Origin of the sequence: Mesorhizobium sp. WSM3860, assembly GCF_002294995.1 — a bacterium.
GTDB lineage: Bacteria > Pseudomonadota > Alphaproteobacteria > Rhizobiales > Rhizobiaceae > Mesorhizobium.
Genome location: NZ_NSGF01000003.1, coordinates 445,609 through 463,176, shown reverse-complemented (window position 1 = coordinate 463,176; position 17,568 = coordinate 445,609). Strand labels below are relative to the sequence as shown.

At 64.1% G+C, this 17,568-nt stretch carries 18 protein-coding genes; 9 read left to right on the top strand and 9 right to left on the bottom strand.

Annotated elements, in window-relative coordinates; all coding sequences use genetic code 11:
• The first annotated feature begins 23 nt into the window (after window positions 1–23).
• From CK220_RS08800 to CK220_RS08780, 5 genes are all read left to right on the top strand, one after another.
• A complete protein-coding gene (locus CK220_RS08800) occupies window positions 24–1,349 on the top strand; it encodes an alanine racemase (RefSeq protein ID WP_095811124.1) in 1,326 nt (441 codons plus the stop codon).
• Between the two features lie 34 nt (window positions 1,350–1,383).
• The gene (locus tag CK220_RS08795) at window positions 1,384–1,728 is read left to right on the top strand and encodes a RidA family protein (protein WP_095811189.1); all 345 of its coding nucleotides are present in this window, start codon (window positions 1,384–1,386) and stop codon (window positions 1,726–1,728) included.
• A 9-nt stretch (window positions 1,729–1,737) separates the two neighbouring features.
• Window positions 1,738–2,748 (top strand): succinylglutamate desuccinylase/aspartoacylase family protein, encoded by a 1,011-nt coding sequence (locus CK220_RS08790; protein ID WP_095811123.1) that lies wholly within the window; start codon window positions 1,738–1,740, stop codon window positions 2,746–2,748.
• Between the two features lie 37 nt (window positions 2,749–2,785).
• Window positions 2,786–3,964, top strand: a complete 1,179-nt coding sequence (locus CK220_RS08785; protein ID WP_095811188.1) for a hypothetical protein — start codon at window positions 2,786–2,788, stop codon at window positions 3,962–3,964.
• A 156-nt stretch (window positions 3,965–4,120) separates the two neighbouring features.
• Entirely contained in the window at window positions 4,121–4,624 is a 504-nt protein-coding gene (locus CK220_RS08780; protein ID WP_095811122.1) for a hypothetical protein, read from the top strand.
• 28 nt (window positions 4,625–4,652) lie between these two features.
• On the opposite strand, the gene CK220_RS08775 is transcribed toward CK220_RS08780, so the two are convergent.
• Window positions 4,653–5,981 (bottom strand): DNA polymerase IV, encoded by a 1,329-nt coding sequence (locus CK220_RS08775; RefSeq protein ID WP_095811121.1) that lies wholly within the window; start codon window positions 5,979–5,981, stop codon window positions 4,653–4,655.
• A 65-nt stretch (window positions 5,982–6,046) separates the two neighbouring features.
• On the opposite strand from CK220_RS08775, the gene CK220_RS08770 reads away from it, so the two are divergent.
• The gene (locus tag CK220_RS08770) at window positions 6,047–6,622 is read left to right on the top strand and encodes a GNAT family N-acetyltransferase (protein WP_095811120.1); all 576 of its coding nucleotides are present in this window, start codon (window positions 6,047–6,049) and stop codon (window positions 6,620–6,622) included.
• A gap of 103 nt (window positions 6,623–6,725) precedes the next feature.
• Window positions 6,726–8,255 (top strand): DUF2125 domain-containing protein, encoded by a 1,530-nt coding sequence (locus tag CK220_RS08765; RefSeq protein ID WP_095811119.1) that lies wholly within the window; start codon window positions 6,726–6,728, stop codon window positions 8,253–8,255.
• Window positions 8,256–8,368: 113 nt separating this feature from the next.
• Here CK220_RS08765 and CK220_RS08760 read toward each other — a convergent pair whose 3' ends face one another.
• Both CK220_RS08760 and CK220_RS08755 read right to left on the bottom strand, forming a co-directional pair.
• The gene (locus CK220_RS08760) at window positions 8,369–9,022 is read right to left on the bottom strand and encodes a hypothetical protein (protein ID WP_095811118.1); all 654 of its coding nucleotides are present in this window, start codon (window positions 9,020–9,022) and stop codon (window positions 8,369–8,371) included.
• On the bottom strand, window positions 9,019–9,318 hold the full coding sequence (locus CK220_RS08755) for a DUF3572 domain-containing protein (RefSeq protein ID WP_095811187.1): 300 nt from the start codon (window positions 9,316–9,318) through the stop codon (window positions 9,019–9,021). Before CK220_RS08755 ends, CK220_RS08760 begins: the two co-directional genes overlap by 4 nt.
• Window positions 9,319–9,556: 238 nt before the next feature.
• On the opposite strand from CK220_RS08755, the gene CK220_RS08750 reads away from it, so the two are divergent.
• Together CK220_RS08750 and CK220_RS08745 are read left to right on the top strand one after the other, a co-directional pair.
• Window positions 9,557–9,928 carry a response regulator gene (locus CK220_RS08750; RefSeq protein WP_027166515.1) on the top strand — a complete coding sequence of 124 codons (372 nt, stop codon included), beginning with the start codon at window positions 9,557–9,559 and terminating at the stop codon, window positions 9,926–9,928.
• Window positions 9,929–9,943: 15 nt separating this feature from the next.
• Window positions 9,944–11,317 (top strand): PleD family two-component system response regulator, encoded by a 1,374-nt coding sequence (locus tag CK220_RS08745; protein ID WP_095811117.1) that lies wholly within the window; start codon window positions 9,944–9,946, stop codon window positions 11,315–11,317.
• Window positions 11,318–11,824: 507 nt separating this feature from the next.
• Here CK220_RS08745 and rpmG read toward each other — a convergent pair.
• The 6 genes from rpmG to rnr form a co-directional block, all read right to left on the bottom strand.
• On the bottom strand, window positions 11,825–11,992 hold the full coding sequence (rpmG, locus tag CK220_RS08735) for a 50S ribosomal protein L33 (RefSeq protein WP_040995604.1): 168 nt from the start codon (window positions 11,990–11,992) through the stop codon (window positions 11,825–11,827).
• A gap of 144 nt (window positions 11,993–12,136) precedes the next feature.
• The gene (locus CK220_RS08730) at window positions 12,137–12,595 is read right to left on the bottom strand and encodes a hypothetical protein (RefSeq protein ID WP_095811116.1); all 459 of its coding nucleotides are present in this window, start codon (window positions 12,593–12,595) and stop codon (window positions 12,137–12,139) included.
• Between the two features lie 99 nt (window positions 12,596–12,694).
• A complete protein-coding gene (locus CK220_RS08725) occupies window positions 12,695–13,870 on the bottom strand; it encodes an MFS transporter (RefSeq protein WP_095811115.1) in 1,176 nt (391 codons plus the stop codon).
• A gap of 19 nt (window positions 13,871–13,889) precedes the next feature.
• Window positions 13,890–14,630 (bottom strand): NUDIX domain-containing protein, encoded by a 741-nt coding sequence (locus tag CK220_RS08720; RefSeq protein ID WP_095811114.1) that lies wholly within the window; start codon window positions 14,628–14,630, stop codon window positions 13,890–13,892.
• Window positions 14,631–14,814: 184 nt separating this feature from the next.
• Window positions 14,815–15,255 (bottom strand): DUF983 domain-containing protein, encoded by a 441-nt coding sequence (locus CK220_RS08715; RefSeq protein WP_095811186.1) that lies wholly within the window; start codon window positions 15,253–15,255, stop codon window positions 14,815–14,817.
• Entirely contained in the window at window positions 15,255–17,564 is a 2,310-nt protein-coding gene (rnr, locus tag CK220_RS08710; RefSeq protein WP_095811113.1) for a ribonuclease R, read from the bottom strand. The genes CK220_RS08715 and rnr overlap by 1 nt, the downstream gene beginning before the upstream one ends.
• Between the last annotated feature and the right edge of the window lie 4 nt (window positions 17,565–17,568).

Sequence of the window (17,568 nt, the reverse complement as noted above, 5' to 3'; positions counted from 1 at the left end):
GGCGACGGAAGGGTTAGCATCGCATGAGTGAGAACACACCGGCCCAATCGCTTGTCGTGCATGAAAATTTCGTGCTCGACGATCGCATCCGTGGCGTGCCGCCCGGCACGTCCGGATTGGATGCCAGCCTTGTCGGATCGCAAGGCTGGCATCCGGCTGATGGCCGCATGTCGCTGCCGCTGCTCACCCTTGACGAAGCGGCCTTCGCCTCAAATCGCGACTTGTTCCTGCGTTATGTGCGCGAGCAGGGCGCTGCGGTCGCGCCGCATGCCAAGACGCCGATGGCGCCGGACCTCGCCCATTCGCTGGTCGAGGCCGGCGCCTGGGGCACGACGGTCGCCGATATAAGGCAGGCAACGGTGATGCTGAAGGCGGGCCTCTCGAGGCTGATCATTGCCAACGAGGTCGGCGGCGCCGGTGGTGCGAGCCGGCTCGCGAAACTGGCTGGCGCGTGGTCGGATGCCGAGCTCTATGTCTTCGCCGACTCGGTCGCAGCCGTGCGGGCACTGGCCGATGCGTGGCGGGCAGCTGCCGATCTCCCGCCGTTGCGTGTCCTGGTCGAGCTCGGGGCGGCGAGGGCGGGAGCACGAACCACGGCAGAGGCCGAGGCAATCGCCGATGCCATCGCTGCGACCGGCGGGCGGCTGCGGATTGCCGGCGTCGGCACCTATGAGGGCGCTGCCGCTCAGCCTGATCCGGTGCGCACCGATGAAGCGGTCTCTGCGCTGCTGGCATCGGTGGGCGACATGTTCCTCAGGCTTCGCGCTCGCGTCGGCGGCGAGGTTCCCCTGGTCGTGACGGCCGGCGGGTCGGTTTTCTTCGACAGGGTGGTGGCCGCGCTTTCGCCGCTGGTCGAACAGGACGGCAAGGCGACGCTTGTGCTGCGCAGCGGCGCCATCTTCTTCCATGACCACGGCGTCTATGACCGAGCGCTTGGCGCGGTCGACAGCCGCAGCGGGTTCGAGATCGGCGGCGCCAGCGCCTCGGCGCGTAATTCTTTCCGTCCGGTCCTGCGTGTCTGGGCCGAAGTGCTTTCGCGGCCGGAACCTGATCTCGCCATTTGCGGCATGGGCATGCGCGACGTCTCCTTCGACCAGGGTTTTCCCAAGCCGCTCATGATATATCGTTCGGGCGAGCCGCTGCCGGCTTCATCTGAGAAATCACAGGTAATCAAGCTCAACGATCAGCATGCCTTCCTGGCTCTCCGGCCTGGCGACGACATCGCGGTCGGCGACGTCATCGAATTCGGCATTTCGCATCCCTGCACCTGCCTCGACCGCTATCGCGTTATCTTCGGCGTGGATGAGACCGGTCGTGTGGCCCATGCCTTTCCGACCTATTTCGGCTGACCAGGCCTCCAAGCAGATCTCGAAAGGATCCAAGATGATTAAATACTTCCAGTCCGGCCCTCGCATGTCGCAGGCGGTGGTGTATGGCGGCATGGTGCACATAGCCGGCCAGGTCGCCAACGACCGCAAGGCGGGCATCGAAGCGCAGACCAGCGATGTTCTGGCCAAGGTCGAGGCGCTGCTGCATGAGGCCGGCAGCAGCAAGTCGAAGCTCGTGGCGGTCAATATCTTCCTGCCGCAGATCGGCGATTTCGACGCGATGAACAAGATCTACGATGCCTGGGTGGATCGCGAGCGCCTGCCGGCACGCGCCTGCGTCGAAGCGCGTCTGGCCGACCCGGACCTGCGCATCGAGGTCACCGCCGTCGCGGCCGTTTGAGAGGACAGCATGCATACCGGCCTTGTCCACACGCTCGATTTCGACCGCGATGGCAAAACGCTCGGCTATCTCAGCATTCCGTTCTCGGTCGACCGCTCGCCCTATTTCCAGATCAAGGTGCCGATCTGCACCATTCGCAACGGGGAGGGTCCGTCACTGCTGCTGATGGCTGGCAACCATGGCGACGAGTATGAGGGCGAGCTGTCGCTGGCCAAGCTGATCCGCCAGCTCGATCCGGCCGCAATAAGCGGTCGCATCACGATCCTGCCGATGGCGAATGCGCCGGCGGTCATGGCCGCCAAGCGCTGCTCACCGCTGGACGGCGGCAACCTCAACCGGGCGTTCCCGGGCGAGGCGTCGGGCACGCCGACGAGTCGGCTCGCCCATTTCCTGGAAACGGAACTGTTTCCCCGTCACGATGTCGTCTTCGACATCCATTCGGGCGGCACCTCGATGGAGCATCTGCCGACGGCGCTGGTCGAGCGCAATGCCGATGCCGAGCGCCATCGGCGGGGTGTCGAGCTAATGCGCGCGCTCGGGATGCCATTCGGCTTCGTCGCAGACAACGGCCAGGCCTCGCCGACCTCGATGGGTGCCGCGCGTCGGGCTGGCGCCATCGGCCTCAGCGGCGAATTCGGCGGCGGCGGAACCGCTACCGTTGATTCGATGACGCTTACCGCTCGCGCGCTCGATCGCCTGATGGTCGTGCTGGGCGTGGTCGCGGCGCCGGTGCTCACATCGGACGTAGAGCCGGCGAAGCCGACGCGGTTGCTTTCGCTGTCGAGGCACAGCCAGGGCATCTACGCGACGCGGCGCGGCTGGTTCGAGCCTGCGGTCCGCCTCGGCGACAGCGTCAGCGCTGGCCAACTGGCGGGATGGTATCACGATCTCGAACGGCTGGAGCTTGCCGAGGAGGCGCTGCATTTTTCCGAAAGCGGCATTGTGCTGTCGCGCCGGCTGCACACCATGTGCGAGGCCGGCGACTGCCTGATGCAAGTGGCCGAGCCGGTCGAAGGCTGACGCCGGCACCGGAAGGGGCGAAGAACCGAGGATGAGCATGCAGCTTTCGATGTGGACATATCCCTGGGACATTCAGGATCTCGGCCTGGAGACCGTCGAGCGCGATATTGTCCAGCGCGCCGGCCTCAACATGATCAGCCTGGCCACCTCCTATCATGCCGGTCGCTTCCTGCAGCCGCGCAGCCCGCGGCGGAAAGCCTATTTTCCAGAGGATGGCACCATCTATTTCAAGCCGTCAGCGGCGCGATGGGCCGACCTCGCCATCCAGCCCAAGGTCGCCGATGTGATCGGCGAAGGCGGCGACGTGCTTGGCCAACTCGTCCGCCGGCGGGAAGAGGGCGGCCCCGGGGTCTCTTGCTGGACGGTGTGCCTGCACAACACCCGCCTCGGCATGCTTCATCGCGAGGCGGTTACGCGCAATGCCTTCGGCGATCCCAACTACTACAATCTCTGTCCCTCGCATCCCGACGCGCGCGCCTATGTGCGGGCGCTGGTTGCGGACATCTCGCACGGGTACCAGCCGGACACGATCGAACTCGAAAGCCCTTCCTTCATGGGATTTGCTCATGAGTACCATCACGAGAAGGACGGCGTTGGGCTGACGCCCGAGGAGGATTTCCTGCTGTCGCTGTGCTTCTGTCCGTCCTGTATCGAACGCGCAGCCAAAGCCGGCATCAACGCCGAACCGGCGCGAGAGCTCGTCCGGCAATGGATCGTCGAGACCTGCGAGCGCGCAGTGCCGGAGCGGCGCTTCCCCGGTTTTCCAGCGAGCGGACTCGAAGTTTTCGGGCCGTGGCCGGAGCTACACGCCTATCTGCTCTGGCGCTTCGAGCCGGTGACCAGTCTGGTCGCCGAGTTGCGCGAGGTGGCGCATCCAGCCACCAAGGTCCTCATCATCGATCTCAAGGACGGCTGGCTGGGAGGCTGCGATCTGGCGGCTCTCGGCAAGGTCTGCGACGGGGCGATGCTGTGCGCCTATGACATGCAGGCCGAGGATGTCGCAAGCTTGGTGACGGCCGGCCGCGCCGCGCTCGGCGCCGGGAAGTTTCTCGGCACCGGCTACCGGCTTTTCTACCCGGAAATGGCCGGTCCGCAGTTGCTCGCGGCGAAGGTCAGCCCGGCGCGGATGGCTGATGTCGACGGCATCAATTTCTACAATTACGGGTTGGTGCCGGCAGCGCGGCTGGATTGGGTGAAGGCCGCGCTCTCGGCCTGAGCCGTGCCAGGCTTAAAATACCCTCACGCCAACTGGCCTTGTTGCAAAACGGTCATATCGGCAGGGGAACCTGCCAAGATCGCTTGCGTTCCTGAGTCTGTTTGCGCCTTCCGAGGCCAGGAGGCGCGTTTCGGCTCCAAACGGGGGAGACTTTCCATGAGACCAGTGGTTCCGCTCGTTCTCGCCGGCTGCCTGATGACTGCGGCCAGTGCCTATGCCGACGATGCCGATTTCCTGCGCTCGTTCCAGGGCAGCTTCGCCGGCAACGGCACCTTCAAGGTGAGCGCGAATGCGCCGACGGTGAATATCTCCTGCGACTTCCAATCCGGCGCCACCTCGACCTCGCTGTCGCTCGACGGCAAATGCCGCGGGCTGATCTTGATGACGCGGGAGATCAGCGCGGATCTGAAGGCCACCGGCAGGGGCTATAGCGGCGTCTATATCGGCTCACGTACCGGGCCGGCGCAATTGAACGGCAGCCGTTCGGGCAACGCGCTCAATCTCGGCATCCGTTGGGCAAAGGAGGTCAATGGCGACCGCAAAGCGCAGTTGACCGTCGAAAAGACCGGCAGCGACAGCATGCGGCTGACAGTGACCGACACGGATCCGAAAACCGGCACGACCATGGTGACGAGCCGGATCGACCTGCATCGCACCTGATCAAGCCCGCCATGAATGCCAACCAGTCTCAGTCCTCGAGCGGCTCGGGCGGATTGGCAGCACGGCCCTTGCCGAACGTATAACCGGTCTCGACGGCCTTCCTGCCGAACTTGTCGCGCAGCTCATCGATTGCGGTTTCGGCCAGCGCGCGCTTGCGGGACTGGACGTCGACCAGATCCGGCGGATCGGCCTTCCCGTCGTCGGAAAGATCGCTGACGCCGATGCCGAGCAGGCGGAATTTCGTGCCGTCGGCCTCGCGACGCAACAAATCGAGCCCGGTCTGGAAGATGCGATCGGCCAGCCGTGTCGGATCGCCAAGCTGGCGGTTGCGGGTACGCAGCTTGAAGTCCTGCGTTTTCAGCTTCAGCACCACGGTGCGCCCGGCAATGCCGGATTTCTTCAGCCGCGCCGAGACTTTTTCCGACAGGCCGCGCAGCACCGGCACCAATTCTGCCAGCGAGCCGATATCGTTGTCGAAGGTCGTTTCGGCCGACACGCTCTTGGCATCGCCGTCGGGATCGACGCGGCGGTCGTCCTCGCCGCGCGAAAGCCGGTAGAGCCGGTCGCCCATGACACCGTAACGGCGCATCAGCTCGCCGCGCTCCATGCGCTGCAACTGGGCAATGGTGCGGATGCCGTCGCGCTCGAGCGTCGCGGCCAAGGCCTTGCCGACGCCCCAGATCAGCGTGACCGGCTGCTCGGCGAGGAAGCTCCGCGCCTCCGCCTCGCCGATGACCGAAAAGCCGCGCGGCTTGCGGAAATCCGACGCGATCTTGGCCAGGAACTTGCAGTAAGAGAGACCGGCGGAAACGGTTATGCCGAGTTCCTTTTCGACGGTCTGCGCGAAGCGGGCCAGCACAAGCGCCGGGGGCATGCCATGCAGCCGCTCGGTACCGGCGAGGTCGAGAAAAGCTTCGTCGATCGACAGCGGCTCGACCAGCGGCGTCAGCGCCTGCATCAGCGCGCGCACCTCGCGGCCGACGCCGACATATTTTTCCATGTTCGGCGGAATCACCACGGCCTCGGGACAGGCCTCGAGCGCCTTGTACATCGGCATCGCCGAGCGCACGCCCTGGATACGGGCGATGTAGCAGGCAGTGGAGACGACACCGCGCCTGCCGCCGCCGACGATCACCGGCTTGTCCTTCAGCGCCGGATTGTCGCGCTTTTCGATGGCGGCGTAGAACGCATCGCAATCGATATGGGCGATGTGTAGCCGATAGAGCTCGGGGTGGCCGACAAGGCGCGGGCTGCCGCAGCGCTCGCAACGGCGCGTCTCGCTGCGCTGAAAAGCCAGGCAGTCGCGACAAAAGCCGTGTTCGGGATTGTTGACAGGAGCCGCCATCGCTGCGAACATAAAGAGAACAAACGCAATGGTACGACAGTGCAGGGCCGGCAACAAGCTTGGCCTGGGGAGAACGTATGAGCACGACCATAGTGCCGCTGAGTCCTGAGCGTTGGACCGATTTCGAGGATCTCTTCGGCAAGCAGGGCGCCTGTTACGGCTGCTGGTGCACGCATTTCCGGCTGACCCCGGCGGAGCGGCGGGCGAGCGACCGCGAGCGCAACAAGGATCACATCAAGGCGCGCATCGAAGCCGGCCCGCCGCCGGGGCTTCTGGCTTTCGAGGACGGCAAGGCTGTCGGCTGGATGCAGATGGGTCCGCGCGCCGACGTGCCCGAATGGAACAATCAGGGCAGGGGCTCGGCGCCTGTCGATCCCGCGGACGCCCACGACCCGAACGTCTGGGCGATTTCCTGCTTCTTCATTCGCGCCAAGGCGCGGGGCAGGGGCATCACTCATCGTCTCGTCGACGGCGGCATCGCCTTTGCCCGCGAAAATGGCGCCAGGCTGCTGGAAGCCTGCCCGATCGATCTGTCGCGCGATTCGCGTTCGATCGGGCTGTTCGTCGGCTCGTCGCGCGTGTTCGAGAAGGCCGGGTTCGAGAGGCTTCTGGAGCGCAAGCCAGGCAGGCCGCTGATGCGCCTGGTGCTTTAGCGGCGCGGGCTTTTGGCGTACAGTCGTCCCTTGCGGCTGTACCGCTTTTTTCTTACCAGAAGTACGAAACGATTTCGCCTTCCGAGCCTGACGGAGAATTGACGTGAAGCGTGTTTTGCCAATTGTTGCAGTTCTCGCGTTCAGCGCGCCAGCCTTCGCCCAGACGGTCGACAGCCAGGGCGCGAAGCAGCTTTCCGACAACCTGGCGCGCTACTTCGGCAAGCAGGCGTTCGACATAGGCGTGCTCAAGGTTTCGGCCGAAGGCGATGCCTACAAAATTGCGGTAGACATCAAGGCTCTGGTCGATGCCCTGCCCGACCCGAAGCCGCTGAAATTCGATCTCGAGCCCTATGCCTTGATGGTGAAGCCGCGCAGCGATGGGTCCTGGGACGTCGCCTCGGATTTCTCCCAAAGCATGTCCTTCGAATTCAACGGACCAAAAGGCCCGCAAAGCATGCAGATCACGGTCAAGGACGGCAAAGGCACCGCCGTTTACGATCCGAACTTGGCAGCGTTCACCAGTGGCGCCAGTTCGATGGCCGGAATGACGATGACATCGCGAGAGGCCAAGCAGCAGGCAGAGGTCACCGCCGGGGCGGGCACCGCAACCATTGCCGCCAGCAAATCGGCCAGTGGCGGCGTCGACTTCACGGCGACGCAGAAAGTCTCGAGCTTCGTGGAGACGATCAAGATCGACGATCCCGACAACGGAATGAATTTTCCGCTGACGCTGAGAACGCCGGAACTGTCGGTGGATGCGAACGGCAAGGGCGTGCGCACGAAGTCGATGCTCGATCTGCTTGCCTTTGCCGTGGCCAATGAGGACGAAGCCAAACTCAAGGCGAACCAGGCTGAGCTCAAATCGCTCTTGCTGGCCGCGCTGCCGATCTGGGAAAGGGTCGACGGCAATTACGGCTTCAAGAATTTCGAGGTGGAGACCCCTGTCGGCAAATTCGGGGCGGCGCAATTCAGCACTGCATTCGGCATGGACGGCGTCTCCCAGAACGGCAAGGTCGATTACACGATCAAGGCTTCCGGGCTGACGATCCCGCACCAGACCCTGCCTGAATGGACGGTGCCGCTGTTGCCAACGGACATCGACCTGAACTTCGGCGGCGCCAATATCGATCTCGATACGATGGCGAGGAAGACGATCGAAGCCTTTGATCTCAGTAAGAATCCGCCGCTGCCAGATGAATTCGGCAAGGCCTTGGTCGACGATTTCAAGGCCAAGAAGCCCAAGGTCGTGTTCAGGCACTCGACGGTGAAGAATGGCGATATCGAAGTCGCCATGGAAGGCGAGGTGTTTTTCCCGGATAGCAAGAAAACAGATGGAAGCGTTACCATCGACATCGCCGGCTACGACAAGATCGTCGATGCCCTGAAGGAAGCGGCCAAGAGCGATGAGCAGATGGCGCAGGCCTTTCCGTTCGCGTTGGCTGTCAAAGGTTTTGGCAGGACGCTGCCGGACGGCCGGCTGGAATGGATGATCAACACCAAGGCCGATGGGTCCGTCACGGTCAACGGCGCCATGCTGAAGCCGGCCGATGCCATTCAGGACGACGGCGCCGGCCAGGATGACGGATCAGGTCAGGACGACAACGGCGGGGCAGGGGCGAAATTGAAGCCCTGAACGCTTGAAGTAATGCATGTCGCGCAAAAGCGTGCAGCGGCTTTGCGAAAACGACATGCACAAAAACAGAGACTCAAAGCCCGTCGCCTGGATCCGCGCCAGCGCGACGCGCTTCAGAGACCGAGCGCGCCGGCGATCTTCGGGGTCGCCTCCCGCCAGTTGTCGACGGTAATGATGTCGTCCGGCGTCGGCGGCAGGAAGGCGCGCAGCGTGTTGTCGGCCATCAGGTGGAAGAGATGCGCGTCGGCGACCGAATTGCGCGCCGAAATCAGGTTGGTGGGCTGGTCATCGACGAAGGCGACCGGCCTACCCGTGGCGCCGCGCAGCTTGGCGATCGCCGGTCCCTTCGCCATTTCCGTGGTCAGCAGCGGGTAGTTCAGGCCGAGCACGTCGAGATGCGCCCGGCGCACGGCGCGGTGCTTGTGCGGCATCGCGGTCAGGAGCACGATCTCGGCGCGCTGTCCGAGCGACGCCAGTGCCTCCGCGGCGCCATCGGTGATGCTTTGCCAATCGGCCTGGGCATCGAAGAAATCGCCGAGAAGGGCCGCGACCTCGGCCTGCTCGATCAGCCGGCCGGATGCCCTCTCGGCAATGTTGCCAGTGAGGCGGAAGGAGGCGAGCGACAGCCGGAAGCCGCGCGTCTTCAGGAAATGCGGAAAGGGCCGGACGAATTCAAGCACGACATCATCGACATCGAGCACCAGCAGCGGCCGGTCGTCGGCGGCCAACTCTTCGATCTGGCGCGCGGTCTCGGGATCGTCGCTCATGTCGAGCGCTCATGATCGTCATTGCCGAGGGGCAGCGCACGCAAGGCTTTGCCGACGGCGGCCGGTGGCGTGCCCGTTTCCTCGGCAAAACGCAAAAGCGTCGGCTCATGGGCGAGGATGAACTGCAGCACGCCGGCAAGGAAGCCCGGCTCCGCGGCTGCCTGGCGGATCGACCGCGCCTCGATGCCGGTTATCGCCAGGAAGCGAGGCAACAGCTCCGGATCGCTGGCGACGAAGCCAAGCGCCCTGACGGCAAGGGTTTCCGCCTCCTCGCGCATTGACGCTGCGTTCGCCATCATTACCTTTTGCCGATGTGCATGTTGAGTCTTTCTTCCGCAGTAATGGCAAGCGTCGCTTGCGGCAAGTCTCAGCCGCTTCAGCCCTGCAGCCGCAAGTGGAATCGGTCTGCTTTTCCAACGGCAGGTTTGCGTTTCGTCAATCATATTGACGTAGGGTACAGGTGGGTTGGGTGCGATCCGGCAAGGACGCATGACGGCGGTCTTCGGCTCAGGGGACCGTCGGGACGGGAAATTGATGGCTAAGAAGGTCATGATCGTCGAGGACAATGAGCTCAACATGAAGCTCTTTCGGGACCTCATCGAAGCCAGCGGTTACGAGACGGTCCGCACGCGCAACGGGCTGGAGGCGCTGGATCTGGCGCGCCAGCACCGGCCGGACCTGATCCTGATGGACATCCAACTGCCCGAGGTTTCTGGCCTGGAAGTGACCAAGTGGCTGAAGGAAGACGACGAATTGCACTCGATCCCGGTCATCGCCGTCACCGCCTTCGCGATGAAGGGCGATGAGGAGCGTATCCGCCAGGGCGGCTGCGAGGCCTATATTTCCAAGCCGATCTCGGTGCCGCGCTTCATCGAAACGATCAAATCCTATCTGGGCGATGCTTGAGCCGGAGCCTTTGAGATGACCGCGCGGATCCTCGTCGTCGATGACATCCCCGCCAATGTGCGGCTGCTCGAGGTTCGGCTGCTGGCGGAATATTTCGAGGTGCTGACGGCCGGCAACGGACCGGATGCGATCGAGACCTGCGAGAACGGCAAGGTCGATGTCGTGCTGCTCGACGTGATGATGCCAGGCATTGACGGCTTCGAGGTCTGCAAGCGGCTGAAGAGCGACCCGGCGACATCGCATATTCCGGTGGTCATGATCACCGCGCTCGACCAAGTGTCCGACCGGGTGCGCGGCCTCGAGGCCGGCGCCGACGATTTCCTGACCAAGCCGGTCAATGATCTGCAACTGATGACGCGGGTGAAGAGCCTTGTCCGGCTGAAGTCGCTGACCGACGAATTGCGGCTGCGCGCCTCGACCACGCGTAACATCGGCATCGAAGAGCTGCTCAGCCGCAACTTCGCGACGGAAGACACCAAGCCCAAGGTGCTTCTGGTGGACGAGCGCAAGTCGTCGATCGAGCGGATCCGGAAGATGCTGCGCGGCAGCGCCGAGCTCGACGTCGCCACCGATCCGAATGCCGGATTCTTCCAGGCCGCGGAGACTGCCTTTGAATGCGTGCTGATCTCGACGGCCTTCGCCGATTTCGATGCGCTCCGGCTTTGCTCGCAACTGCGCTCGCTCGACCGCACCCGCTTCCTGCCGATCATGCTCTTGGCCGATGAGGGGGAGGAGGGCCGCATCATCCGCGGCCTCGAACTCGGCATCAACGACTATCTGACGCGGCCGATCGATCAGCATGAGCTGACGGCGCGCCTGCGCACGCAGGTGCGGCGCAAGCGCTACAATGATCAACTGCGCGCCAGCGTCACCCAGACCATCGAGATGGCGGTGACCGACGGGCTGACCGGGCTGCACAACCGCCGCTACCTGGACAGCCATCTTGAGACGCTGTTCGACCGCGCCGTGGCGCGACGGCGGCCGCTCTCGGTGATGATCACCGATCTCGACCGTTTCAAATCCATCAATGACGCCCATGGCCATGACGGCGGCGACGACGTTCTGCGCGAATTCGCCAGGCGGCTGCGCAAGAACGTGCGCGGCATCGATCTCGCCTGCCGCTTCGGCGGCGAGGAGTTCGTCGTGGTCATGCCGGATACCGACGGGCCCATCGCCGAGAAGGTGGCTGAGCGTATCCGCGCCGAGATCGCGCAGGCGCCCTTCGCGATCGGCAGCGCTGGCAAGACGATCGAGGTGACGGTCAGCGTCGGCGTGTCATCGGTGCTGAGGGGAGCCGATACGGTCGCGGCACTGATGAAGCGAGCCGACCTTGCGCTCTATGAGGCCAAGAGCGGCGGCCGCAACCGGGTTGTCGCCAAGGCCGCCTAATCCATGTCACCCAAAAGTGCGCAGCAGTTTTGGCGCACCGACATGGATAAGACCAGAAGGCTTAAGCGCGTTGCCTGAAACCCTTTCGCCGCGATGCGCTTAGGCACGGAAGCCCTAATTCCGCGTCAACCCGATAGGGTTAGGAATTTACCTTAATCCAAGCGATTCGGCAGCCGTGGTTAAGAAATGGTTGATTTTCATACGTTCTTGCGCAAATCTGCTTCGCATAGAACGAAGACGAAGCCGGCACGAGGGTAGACTGCCCGGCTCGATCCAAAAAATACCCCATGATGCTCAGGTCCGCCGCATCTCCTGGGTCCGTGGGGTCGGCCGGCCGGCGCTGGCGCATAGTGGCCTCCTCGTACCGCTGCCAACCGCCGACCGGCCCCCTTTTCTCATGCATGATTCAGCGTCAGGCAGCAGCGGGCTTCGTTGCTCGAGCATCCGCCCGCTGAAACAAAAACGCCGCCTCAAAGGCGGCGTTCTGGCATTTCAGGATCAACCAGATTACTTGATCTTGGTTTCCTTGAACTCGACGTGCTTCTTGGCGATCGGGTCGTACTTGCGGAAGGACAGCTTGTCCGTCTTGGTGCGGCTGTTCTTGCTGGTCACGTAGAAGAAACCGGTGTCGGCGGTCGACAGAAGCTTGATCTTGATGTTTGCGGCTTTGGCCATGATGTTCGTCCGTTAATGTTCGTGGAGTTTTGGCCGCTGGAGCACGGGGAAAACACCCGGACGCGGGAAACTTGGCGCGACACATAAAGAACGCGCCCGGAAAGTCAAGCCCAAGCGCCTTCTTGCCCCGTTTTGACGGCCGCGTCAGGCGTTCTCCCTGACCTGCAGATCGGCCTTCTTCCAGTCGCCGGTCGTGTTCCACCAGCGGTTCGGATTGGTATGGTCGTCGAGTCCCTTGGAACGGCTGGTCAGCAGCGGCTGGATGCGGATCACAGGCTCCTGGTAGGAATGGGCCTGGAATATCGCTTCGACGACACGGGCGGCGAGCGCCTGATCGTCGGGCAGTTCGAACGACACCTCGACCGTGCCCGGCCGCCTGCGCAACTCAATCTCGGCGCCCGCGGCAGAGCCTTCGAGCGTCCGGTAGCGCTCGATGCCTTGCGCCGACTGGTAGGCATTGCCGTCATACTTGCCCATGTGCAGCGGTGTGATCGCCACCACCGCCTCCATGATGCGCTCGACATCGGCCGCCGGCGCCTGGAAGGTGACGAGCAGAAGCAGTTCCATCCTGAGGGATTTGGTTTCAAAGCCGCTGTCGATCATCGCTATGTCCTCATTCTTCCTGCATTGGAGCGAGGGGTATAGCAGGGGGCCTGCTGACACGGTGATGTCAGCATGGCCCGGTGCCGGGCGACATTTTCACTAGAGGATCTTTCGCACCAGCCTGACGAGGACCAGGAGCATGTACGCGGCAAAGAACAGCGCCAGCGACCAGCCGAAGCCCGAGGGGCCGAAGGCGTCCATGCCGATGCCGATCGCCTGCGGGCCGATCACCATGCCGACGCCATAGCAGAGCACGAAGGCGGCGTTGGCGGAGGCGAGCTCATGGCCGGAAAGCTGGGAACCGAGATGCGCAAGGCCGATCGTGTACATGGCCGCCACCACACCGCCCCAGACGAACAGGAGGGCCGCCATCAGGTGCCAGTCCTTGGCAAAGAAAGGCATGAACACGGTTCCGATGAGGCCGACCGTGGCGCAGGCCAGAAGCAGGTAGCGGCGGTCCGAGACGCGGTCGCTGATCATGCCGATCGGTATCTGCAGCAGCACGTTGCCCAGGCCGATCATCGTCAGCAACAACGCGGCGTCGGCCTCCGAGTAACCGATGCGGCTGCCATAGACCGGGAACAACGAAAAGCCGCCGGTCTCGACGGCGCCGAACACCAGCACAGCGAAGGTCGCGGTGGGCACCATCCAGATATAGCGCAGGAAATGGCTGGTTTCGCCGTCGGCGACGATCGCCGGGCTCTCGTTGCGAGCCGCCAGCACCGGGATGGCAGCGAGCGTCACCAGCGCAATGGTGACGCCGAACGGCAGGAAGCCACCGGAGCCGACATGGGCGAACAGCCACGGCCCGGCGGCGAAGCCCAGGGAAAGCACCGTGGCGTAGATGCCAAGCACAAGACCGCGACGATGCGGTGGCGCCGAGGTGCTGATCCAGAATTCCGACAGAATGAAGAGCACCGTCAGCGAGATATGCAGCGCGACGCGGAGCGGAAACCACATCCAGAACGCCGGCGCGAAATGGAAGCCGACAAAAGCGAGCGCGCCGACGGCGATCATCAAAAGCATGGTCCGGGCGACGCCGAGGCGCATGGCTAGCGGCGTGGCGAGCGGCGCGCCGGCGACCGAGGCGAGTCCGGCGACCGCCGTGTTGAGGCCGATCATCGAGGCCGAGTGGCCGCGCGATTCGAGGATGACGCTGAGCAGCGGCATGCCGAGGCCGATGGCGATGCCGACCACGCTGATCGAGGAGATCGCCGCAGTCATCGGCAGCCAGCGTACGCGTTCGTCGCCCTGTTGCTGGGTATCGACCGTCATCGATGGGGATGCTCTGCTTCTAAAGGACTTCGCGAACGAAGCGGTTTCGGATGAGCCGGAAGAACGGCACTGCGCCGCCCGGACGCAGCAACGGATCGTGGGCGAGCCGCTTTTCCAGTTCTTCCAGGATCATGCGGGTGATGTCGGGAATGTCGGCCTTGCGAGCGTCGCCAAGCGGCAGCCAGACGAGCTCTTCCAACTCGTTGGTTGGACCGCCGTCGGGCAATTCGACGGCGACATCCTCACGCCAGGCGCTGAAGAACCTGGTATCGAAGCGGCGCACGCGGTTGGGCGGCGTGATGGCGCGCGCAATAAAGCGCAGGGCATCCAGCGACGGTGCGACGCCGTGTTCGACGAAACCCTGCCAATCGCGCTTGGCGGTCGCGAACGGGCCTTTACGGCCGATCAGCAGGCCGGCTTCCTCGTAAGTCTCACGAATTGCCGACATGGCGATGGCGCGCGCCCGTGCGGCGCTCGCGCGGCCAGGGCCGCTCACAAGCCTTGCCTCTTCCTCACGATGCAGCGGGGCAGCCACCGGAACGCGGCTGTCGGCGGGATCGGTGCGGCCGCCGGGGAAGACGAATTTTCCCGGCATGAAGGCGTGGCCGGCATGGCGCCGGCCCATCAGCACCACAACGTCGCTACCGCTCCGGTCGAGCAGGATCAAGGTTGCGGCATCGCGCGGGCGAAGCGCCCGACCGCCGTGCACGGCCAAGCCTTTATCGAGCTTGTCGACATCCGCCTTGGTCATTCCTTCCATGCGCTCGACCTAGCGGAAACTTCTCGAACGCGAAAGTGGCTTGCGTGTTCGGGCCTTTGCACCAGCCCCGGACCAAACGTCGCTGCCGGAGCAGTTCCAGGAAAAGCGCGCAGCGGTTTTTGATCTGGAATTCAAGTGCTCGGAGATGGGCGTTGTTTCTATCAAGGGCAGAACCGCTCCAGGCTTAGGAATGCGGCTCAAACTCGTCCTTCTCGCCGCCGAAGCCGTGCATATAGAGCGCCCATTGCAGGCCGATGACGGCGCCTTTGACCGGCTGCAACAGCGCGAGGGCCAGAATAATGGTCAGCGGCACCCAGATCAGCGCGTGCTGCCAGGTCGAAAGCGTGGTCGTGGCCTCCACGGTCATGAAGGCACCAACCACAATGTGGCCGACGATGACGATCACCAGATAGGCGGGAAGGTCGTCGGCGCGATGGTGATGAAGCTCCTCGCCGCAGACGCCGCATTTGTCGACGGGCTTGGTGAAGGCGCCGAACAGCTTGCCTTCGCCGCAATGCGGGCAGCGGCCAAGCATGCCGCGCTTGATTGCCGTCCACAGCGGGCGCGCGACGCGACCCGAATGGTGCTCGCCGCCGAAAACCTGTTCTTCCATGCCCTTCGACATCATCTTCTCCTGCCGCGGGGCCCCACGCGCGACTGCGACGCGCGGGCGCGGCTCTTGGCCTTGTGGAACGACCGTCGCGAGCCTTGCAGCGGCTTCGGGTCGCTCAGCATCTCGAAACGCATCGCGCCCGCCATCGGCGCAACCTCGAGCAGCCGCACTTCGACGCGGTCGGCTAGCTGATAGCCCTTGCCGGTGCGCTCTCCGAACAGCGATCGAGCGGTTTCATCGTAGATATAGTAATCGCCGTTCAAACTTGACACCGGGATGAAACCATCCGCGCCATACTGCGGCAATTGGACAAAGAGTCCCGCCTTGGTGACGCCGGAGATGCGCGCGTCGAAGGTGTCGTTGATGCGCTCGGCCAGATAGGCCGCGATCAGCCGGTCGACCGTGTCGCGTTCGGCCGCCATGGCGCGGCGTTCGGTGGCCGAGATCAGCGCGCCGACCTCCTCCAGGCGATCCGCGTCCTGCTGCGTCAGGCCGCCGGGACCGAGGCCGAGCGCAGCAATCAATCCGCGATGCACGATGAGATCCGCATAGCGCCGGATCGGCGAGGTGAAATGCGCGTAACGTCTCAGGTTGAGACCGAAATGGCCGATGTTCTTCGGCGAGTATTCCGCCTGGCTCTGTGAGCGCAGCACCACTTCATTGACCAGCGCCTCGTTGTCGGCGCCGCGCACCCGCTCCAGAATGCCGTTGAACTGCCCGGGCCGCATCTGCGCGCCGCGCGCCAGCGACAGGCCAAGCGTGTGCAGGAACTCGCGCAGCGATTCCTGTTTCGCCAGCGACGGCGCGTCGTGGATGCGGTAGACGAGCGGCTCTTTCTTGCCTTCAAGCGTCTCCGCGGCCGCGACATTGGCCTGGATCATGAACTCCTCGATCAGCTTGTGGGCGTCGAGGCGCTCCGGCACGACGACCCGGTCGACGGTGCCGTCGGGCTTGAGCAGGATCTTGCGTTCCGGCAGCTCCAGTTCGAGCGGCTGGCGGCTGTCGCGGCCGCGTTTGAGCACGGCATAGGCGTCCCACAGCGGCCTGAGAACCCGATCGAGGATCGGCCCGGTCCTGTCGTCGGGCACGCCGTCGATCGCCGCCTGCGCCTGCGGATAGGCGAGCTTGGCCGCTGATTTCATCATGATGCGGTGGAAGGAGTGCCTGAGCTTGCGGCCTTCCGCCGAAAAGGTCATCCGCACGGCGATCGCCGGACGGTCCTCGCCTTCGCGCAGCGAGCAAAGATCGTTGGAGATGCGCTCGGGCAGCATCGGCACGACGCGATCCGGGAAATAGACCGAATTGCCGCGCTTCAGCGCCTCGCGGTCGAGCGGCGTGCCGTAGCGGACATAGGCCGCGACATCGGCGATTGCCACGGTGACGATGACGCCGCCGGGATTCTTCTCATCCGTATCGGGCGTGGCGAACACCGCGTCGTCATGGTCCTTGGCGTCGGCCGGATCGATGGTGACCAGCGGCAGATCGCGCCAGTCCTCGCGCTCGGCAAGCGCCACCGGCTTCACGGCGTCGGCTTCGACGATCACATCGGCCGGAAAGATATGGGGGATGTCGTGGGCGTGGATCGCGATCATCGAGACCGCCTTCTCGCTGGTCAGCGAGCCGAGCACCGCCAGCACCTTGGCCCGCGGCAGGCCGTAGCGCGAAGCGCGCGCCGCCTCGACCTCGACCAGATCGCCGTTTTTGGCGCCGTTCTGGAATTCCTTGTCGACGATCAACTCGGGCTGGCGGCGTTCCACCGGCTCGATGCGGAAGGTGCCGTCCTTCAGCACGCGGAAGACGCCGAGCACGGCTTCGCTGCGCTTCTCGAAAATCTTCATCACCCGCCCGGTATAGGCGGGGCCGGAGGGATCGTCGGTCGGGAAGGTCTTGGCCAGCACGCGGGCGCCGATGCCCGGAACCGGGCCGCTGGCGCCGCGCGAAATTCGGATGGCGATCACGGGCGGCGAGCCTGGGCCGGTGTATTCGGTCGGATGCGCCAGAAGCACACCATCGTTATCGCGGCCGAAAATGTCGAGCACGGCGACATGGCGCAGGGCGCCGGCGCGGGTGAGCCGCTTGCGGTTCCTGGTCAGCAAGCCCTCATCCTGCAGGTCGCGCAGCAGATCCTTGAGCCAGATGCGGTCTTCGCCCCGCAGTGCGAAAGCCTTGGCGATGTCGCGTTTGCCGGAGCGGTCGGGGTTCTCGGCGATGTAGCGCAGGATTTCGTCGCGCGAGGGCCGGTAGTCGTCCTTGACCACCTTGGCCCTGGTGTCGGCGCTGCGCGGATCGCCGTGACTTCTTCCGGAGATCCTGCGCGCCACGTCG